Here is a 6,305-nt window from a genome sequence, read left to right on the forward strand (position 1 = left end):
GCAATATGCAATAAAATTAGACGCGGATTAACGCGGATTAACGCGGATAGACGCAGATTGTATTTGAAAAGCCCTTCGCAAATACAAATCCGTGTTCATCCGTGCTGTCGAGGGAGTATGAGTAGCTTACCGAAAAAGGCTCAGAGCCCAAAGACTCTCGTTTTCATTTTCTTGATTTCCTGCTATCATCTCTTCATGGTCAAATTCACTGTATGGTTAAAAAATCTCTTTAAAAAAGACATAATGCTCTCGGTCTCCCTTTTGGCGGCCCTGCTTTCACTTTTTATCACGCCGCCTTCAGCAGAGTTGCTTCACGACATCAACTGGCGCACCCTCGCCACGCTTTTCATGCTGCTTTCGGTTCTTGAAGGATTTAAAAGCGAGAACATTTTTGAGCCGATTTTGCGCAGGGCAAGGCAAATTTCTTCTATAAAAACGCTTACGGTCTTTCTCGTCTTCGGAGTTTTTTTCACTTCAATGTTCGTCACCAACGATGTCTCCCTGATTATTTTCGTTCCCCTTACGATTATTCTCTTCCGTTCCGCCGGCAAGGAAAAATACATCCTTCCGGTCCTGACTTTTGAGAACATCGCCGCAATCCGTGGTTCACTCTTAACGCCCTTCGGAAGCCCGCAAAATCTCTTTTTGTACGCGAAAAGCGGAATCTCTACGCCGGAATTCTTAAAGATGATGTCGCCCCTTTGGATTTTCAGCGCGGGGCTGCTCTTGCTTTTTATTTTTGTTTTGTATAGGAAAGAAATAAAATCCACAGATTATGTTTCTTCTTGTGCGAAAGATTCTTGCGACGGTGAAGTTGCTTCTAAGGGATTGCTTGCCAGAAAAATCATGTATCAGATTCTTTTTTTGATTGTGGTGGCTTCGATTGTTAGCCGGACTCGGTATTATCCTTTTGTGCTTGCTTTTGTTTTTATCACGCTTTTGATTGGCGACAGGAAGATTCTTCTGAAAACAGATTATGTCCTTCTTTTAACTTTCCTTTGTTTTTTCACTTTTTCCTCGTCGATTTGCCGTCACCCGGTCATTTCGCTCTTTTTGCAGAAATCAGTGGCAGGCCATGAATATTTGTGGAGCATTTTGCTCAGTCAGGCCATTTCAAATGTTCCGGCCAGCATCGTGCTTTATCCTTTCTCAACAAATCTTCGCGCCCTCTTGTACGGTCTGGACAGCGCAGGTCTTTGCTCGATTATCGGAAGCCTTGCCAGCGTCATAAATCTTCGCCTTTATATAAGAGAATATCCAGGCAAAGCCTTTGAATTCATCAAAACTTTCACCTGGATAAGCCTTCTTTTCTTTGCGATTGTGTTTTTGCCCCAGCTCTCCCTGATTACAATTCTACCTCCCCAATAAGGAAAGTTCCCTTCACATCATTGAGCTGGAGGGTGAGGACTTCCCGCTTTTGATTCGCTCTGCCGAAATTCGTGTAGACTTCGGCCTGAACCGTCACCGGCTGCAAGACTTTCTGCTGGTAATTTCCAAAATAATTGGCTTCGATTTTAAGTTTTCCGCCAGGAGCCGTCTTTATGCAGAATTCTTCCGGGCCGTAGCCTTGGGTAAAGTCCCGGCTCATTCTGCCACCCTTTCGGGTGATTGGGTTTCCGTAGAAACATTTTTCGCCATCGCAGTCCGTTACCCACAAATCCACATCGCAGTCGTCCGTGTTCCATGTGAGGATAACCCGCACATCCACATCGAAATTTTCCATCAATTTTTTGTCGATTTCGCTGGTGTCCAGCTTGATTTTTTTGCGCTGGCAGTCGGCTATGATTGCGTTCATGTCGTTGAGGGCAATCTGCTGAACCTGCTCAAAGCGTCCGTCCCATTTTTTGTAAACGAGAGAATAAAGGGTATCCACCGACTTTTGAGCCTCCCCCGCCATATAATAAGCCATTCCCAAATCCCGGTAGAACTGGGGAATTTCACCTTTAAGAGCGACAAGTTTTTCAAATACAGGAATGGCAAGGGCATATTTTTTTCGCTCCACCAGCTTGTTCGCAAGGGCACGAAGCAAGTCTGTGTTCTCAAGATTCAGCTCGGCAAGATTTGAGAGGATTCTTAGTGACTGGCTCTCCAAGTCTTCCTCGGCAAAATAATCAGAAACTTCCATATAAAAAGCCGGTGAAGAGCCATAAGATTTTTTTAGCTCCAGATATTTTTCGTACATTTTTTCAGTCGCCGTTTTTTTGAGGATTTTTAGGTAATCCGCGTCAGGAGACCATGCCTGTAAGAAAATTTTTGCCTCCGCCGAAGAAGAATTTTCGCCGCCGAGAGATTTTTCTGCCATAGGAGCAGCCTCACGGGAGAGCGATTGTGACCTAGATCGTCCAACGACATTTGCCATATCTGAATAAACTGGCGGAGTTTGCCCCTCGATTCCAGCAGGAGCGGCTTCCATAAGCTCCATCGCCCTGAGAGGTCTGATAATTCCTCCCTTATCATTATTTTCTTTTATCTTTTTGAATTCCTCCAGGCTGGTATTCCACCATTTTTTGAATTCTTTGAAAGTTTCGTAAACTGATTTGGGAATTTCATGCTTTGACGATGAATCCACCGGCTTTACATTTGAATTTCCCTGCCTTGCAATGATTTTTTCGTATTCCGAGCACAAATCTTTGTCATCTTTTGGCGGATGAATTCCGTAGCGGGCATAATCGCTGGCATTTTTCAGCACGATAAGGGAAGTGTCCTTGGTGACGACAGAGAATTTCTTTGCCAGCGAGATGATTTCCTCTTTATTTTTGTCATAATTTTTGGAAAGGGCGGCGATTTTCTCAGAAGCCCACTGGCGGGCGACATAATCGCTTTCGATTCCGTCGCTTGCGCTCACTTTTACGGTCACGCTCTCTTCGATTGAATTTCCATGCCCGAAATACAATTTTACTTGAGCCGATTTTTTCTTTAAAAGCCCAGTAAGATTAAAATCACCGGAAACAGGGCTTCCTTCTTCGGGATAAAGTTCACCCACAGCCTTTGAGTCATATTCAGCGCGGATAAGGCGGTAGGGTTCTGCCAGCATGAGGGAAAGTTTTTCTTCGATTTTTACATTTTCCGAAAGGTTCACATAAAGCCCGCCATTTTTTTGCGCGAGAGAAGAAAGCCATGCGTGGTCAGCGGAAGAAGAAGAATTTATGGTGTAAACTAAAGCCCCAGCCCCAGCATTACCGACTTCTGCCTTGCCGTCACTCCAATTTCCCAATCCGTCTGTAAAAACAAGGATTTCTTCTCCGCCGAAATTCCGCCAGTCATAGCCCAGATTCGTAGCCCCATCGTATTGAAGATTTTTGATGAAGGCTTCCAAGTCAGAAAGATTTTTCTCGCTTTTTATTTCAAAAACATGCCCCGCGTGAATCTCATTGGCAAAAGGATAAAAGGCCACTGTGGGAGAATCCAGTTTTTTGATATAGGCTTTGAGAAAATCAATTTCCGCAGTAAGATTCCGATTTTCGCCACTGGAAGAGATGTCCCAGCAGACAGTAAGACTTTTGGGAAGTTTTTTTAATCTTTCACTGGCAGAAAGAGGCTGATTATAATAGAAGAAGGTGTCTTTTCCAATCGTTTCGGCAAAAAGCCCTTCCTTTCGCTCAGATTTTTCCTTTACGCCGCCCTGAACTACAATCTGAACCTGCCTTAAGCCCTTTGCAGGGATAGGATAAATGCGGGTTTTGAAATTATTGCCATTAGTTTTTTCGATTAGGCCGGGGTCAATTCCCTGACGGACAATCGAGTCGAAAACCTGCCGCCCCTTGTCCTTTTCGACCACCACGCCCTGACGAAGCTTTCCATTCACATCAATCGCGTAGCCGATGACAGACTCGCCCTCAGCAAGGGGGAATTCCAATTCTCCTTCAAGGATTCTGTCGCTCTCGTTGGCCACAATCAAATTCATGGTGGTGATTTTTATGTTGCCGATGATTTTTGACTCTTTAGAGGCAAGCGTGAGATGGACGGGATTTTCCTTTGATTCTTGCCCCGTGATTTTGATTTTTACATTTTTTGAAAGATTTTCGCCATGGGTGAGCGAAAGACCAAAAATCGTGAGGAATAAAAAAATGAGCGCGTTTTTTACGCAAGAATTCAATTTCTTCATGCAATAAAAACCGCGCTCTTTAAAGTTGGTTTCAGAAAAGTGTCATCAAAGACAGATTATTTGTTTTTGAGCAAATCCCTGATTTCTTCCAGCAAAATAGCCTCGTCTGACTTGACGATTGCGGGAGTTTCTTCGGGTTTTGCCTCTTCCTTCTTTTTGAATTTTTCAAAAATCTGGATTACAACAAAAATACAGAAAGCAACGATGATAAAGTCAAGGACGGTCTGGATGAAAGCACCGTATTTGATTTCTGACTCACCGATTTTTACGCTAAGATCCGCAAAGTTGATTTTACCCAAGGCAAGACCGATAAGAGGCATAACGATGTCATTTACCAAGCTTGTGACGATTTTACCGAATGCACCGCCGATGATAACACCGACAGCCATGTCAACGACATTTCCGCGAGAAATGAATTTTTTGAAAGCGCCAAGTTCTTTTGTTGTTGCTCCCAATCCGTCTTTAATGCTAGCCATGTTGTACTCCTTAAAAAATCGATTATAAAAAAATGCCCCACATAATCGTGGGGAAAATCAATGATTCAAAATTAATTTTTTGATTTAGAATCAGTTGCCGCCAAAGAAGCGAGAAGCGCATAGTTAGCAGCAAGTCTTTTTGACTGTTTTTTGCTGTTAGCGCGGGTTGTTTTGTTGCTGACCAATGGTCTGAAGCGTCGTGCAAGTCTCATAGGATTCTCCTTGAAAAAATGTAGAGATATTATATCAGAAAAAAGATTGTTTCGTCTAGCAATTGCCCGCAAAAACGGGATTATTGCACATTTTTTTCTATTTGAAAAAAATCATTAACTTTTATCAAAATCAATTGGCTTATATCACCAACTCTGAAAGAGACCTGTCTAAAAGTCTTGTCGGGATTCGAGGCAGAAAGAGGCGTTTCCTTTGTCAGTTTTTCTGAATCGTAATTAAAGCACACCCACTGATAAGGCGCAATTGGATTGTTCGCTGTCTGCGCAATCAAAAAGTACGGCTCTTCGGCATCATTTGCGAGTTTGATTTTATCGGGAAAAACTTTTTCATCTGAAAATGATGAGATTTCCGCGTCAATGCCGACATTTTTAAAAACTGCTTCTATCAAATCAAATTTTACGCTCGCAGTCTGCTGACCGTTTTCCTCGTAGAATTCAAAAAGGTCGCTGGAATTCATCATATCAAATGAAATGAACGGCTCAAGCGTATTCGCTGCCATAAAAAGACAAAAAGCAAAATTCCCGACCTTGTTGACAGTTGGCTCACAATATTTGAAAGGCTCAGAGCCGTTTTTTAAAAGAAGATTCCTGCATTTCTCGGCTTTCTCGCGGGCATTTTTCGGAATATCTTGATTCGTGACGAATTTGAATGTGGCGAACTGCGTCATTTCGATTGGCGTAAAGCCGTTCACCGCGCATTTTCGGTTCACATCGACCTTGTATTTCAGCAAAACCGAAAGTTTATCGTAATCGCAAGCATAGGCGAGCAAATGCAAAAGCGAAAGATTGTCTTCGTTCGGCTCATCGAGGTTCACGCCTTTTGAATCAAGCAGGGCGCAGGCTTTTTTGAAATTTTTCGTCGAAAAATAGCCCAAAGAGTGCTGAACTGAAAGCCCGCGCTCACTTTTTTGAGAAAAATCCGCCCCCGAAGAGACGATTTTGCTGAAAGACTTGAAATCGTCGTTCATCGCCGCCTGAATGAGCGACTGCGAAAAAAGCGAAAATCCAAAAACAAAGAAAAATAAAGCTGAAAGAAAAAATTTTTTCATAAACACTCGGCCTCCATGTCGTAACGAGAACCTAACGGTTCTCGCAGAATTTATTCACTCTCAAAGCAACGCGGCATCCGTACCGCGCTGTAGTGTAAGATATTTTCATCTTTTGGGCGCAACCGCCGCTCAGGTTTCGACAGGCTTGGTTGTTGAGTCTGCCGAAACACAAACTCCGCGGCGGTCGGGCTTTTCGCCCTTCCGCGCTACTTCAAGTTGACCATTGACTTGTCGTAGTCGCTTGGAGGAACGAATCCCATGAGTGTCATAAGAGTTGCAGGCCAAGAAGAGATTCCCAAACCGTCGTTGAGCTTGGTATTGTCGTACTCGCCCTTGTATTCCGGGTCATAGATGATTCCCGGAACCGGGTTTAAGCTGTGGCTGGTCTTTGCTTTTGGCTCGCCAGATTTATCCATTTTTACAGAACCGTCTTTTGCGTGCTCGT

5 protein-coding genes and 1 pseudogene are annotated in these 6,305 nt (G+C 43.6%); 1 reads left to right on the forward strand and 5 read right to left on the reverse strand.

The genetic code is table 11. The features are described from left to right. The first annotated feature begins 117 nt into the window (after nucleotides 1-117). Nucleotides 118-1,368: an SLC13 family permease gene (locus B2089_RS10890; RefSeq protein ID WP_296324138.1), complete on the forward strand. Its 1,251-nt coding sequence runs from the start codon at nucleotides 118-120 to the stop codon at nucleotides 1,366-1,368. On the opposite strand, the gene B2089_RS10895 is transcribed toward B2089_RS10890, so the two are convergent. From B2089_RS10895 to B2089_RS10915, 5 genes and pseudogenes are all read right to left on the reverse strand, one after another. Then, a complete protein-coding gene (locus tag B2089_RS10895; protein ID WP_296324141.1) occupies nucleotides 1,346-4,105 on the reverse strand; it encodes a VIT domain-containing protein in 2,760 nt (919 codons plus the stop codon). The two genes, B2089_RS10890 and B2089_RS10895, sit on opposite strands and share 23 nt — an antisense overlap. Nucleotides 4,106-4,161: 56 nt before the next feature. After that, nucleotides 4,162-4,581 carry a large-conductance mechanosensitive channel protein MscL gene (gene mscL / locus B2089_RS10900; RefSeq protein WP_296324144.1) on the reverse strand — a complete coding sequence of 140 codons (420 nt, stop codon included), beginning with the start codon at nucleotides 4,579-4,581 and terminating at the stop codon, nucleotides 4,162-4,164. Nucleotides 4,582-4,652: 71 nt separating this feature from the next. Then, nucleotides 4,653-4,793: a hypothetical protein gene (locus B2089_RS10905; protein ID WP_296687289.1), complete on the reverse strand. Its 141-nt coding sequence runs from the start codon at nucleotides 4,791-4,793 to the stop codon at nucleotides 4,653-4,655. Nucleotides 4,794-4,873: 80 nt separating this feature from the next. Beyond that, complete coding sequence (locus B2089_RS10910) at nucleotides 4,874-5,860, reverse strand: hypothetical protein (protein WP_296324149.1); 987 nt, start codon at nucleotides 5,858-5,860, stop codon at nucleotides 4,874-4,876. A 206-nt stretch (nucleotides 5,861-6,066) separates the two neighbouring features. Beyond that, nucleotides 6,067-6,305: pseudogene (locus tag B2089_RS10915) on the reverse strand (2,3-bisphosphoglycerate-independent phosphoglycerate mutase); the annotation flags it as partial.

Source organism: Treponema sp. UBA3813, from assembly GCA_002368605.1.
Classification (GTDB): domain Bacteria; phylum Spirochaetota; class Spirochaetia; order Treponematales; family Treponemataceae; genus Treponema_D.

Coding starts and splice junctions, on each gene's coding strand:
- B2089_RS10890 (WP_296324138.1), top strand. CDS start 118: ATGAGTAGCTTACCGAAAAAGGCTCAGAGCCCAAAGACTCTCGTTTTC.
- B2089_RS10895 (WP_296324141.1), bottom strand. CDS start 4,105: ATGAAGAAATTGAATTCTTGCGTAAAAAACGCGCTCATTTTTTTATTC.
- mscL (WP_296324144.1), bottom strand. CDS start 4,581: ATGGCTAGCATTAAAGACGGATTGGGAGCAACAACAAAAGAACTTGGC.
- B2089_RS10905 (WP_296687289.1), bottom strand. CDS start 4,793: ATGAGACTTGCACGACGCTTCAGACCATTGGTCAGCAACAAAACAACC.
- B2089_RS10910 (WP_296324149.1), bottom strand. CDS start 5,860: ATGAAAAAATTTTTTCTTTCAGCTTTATTTTTCTTTGTTTTTGGATTT.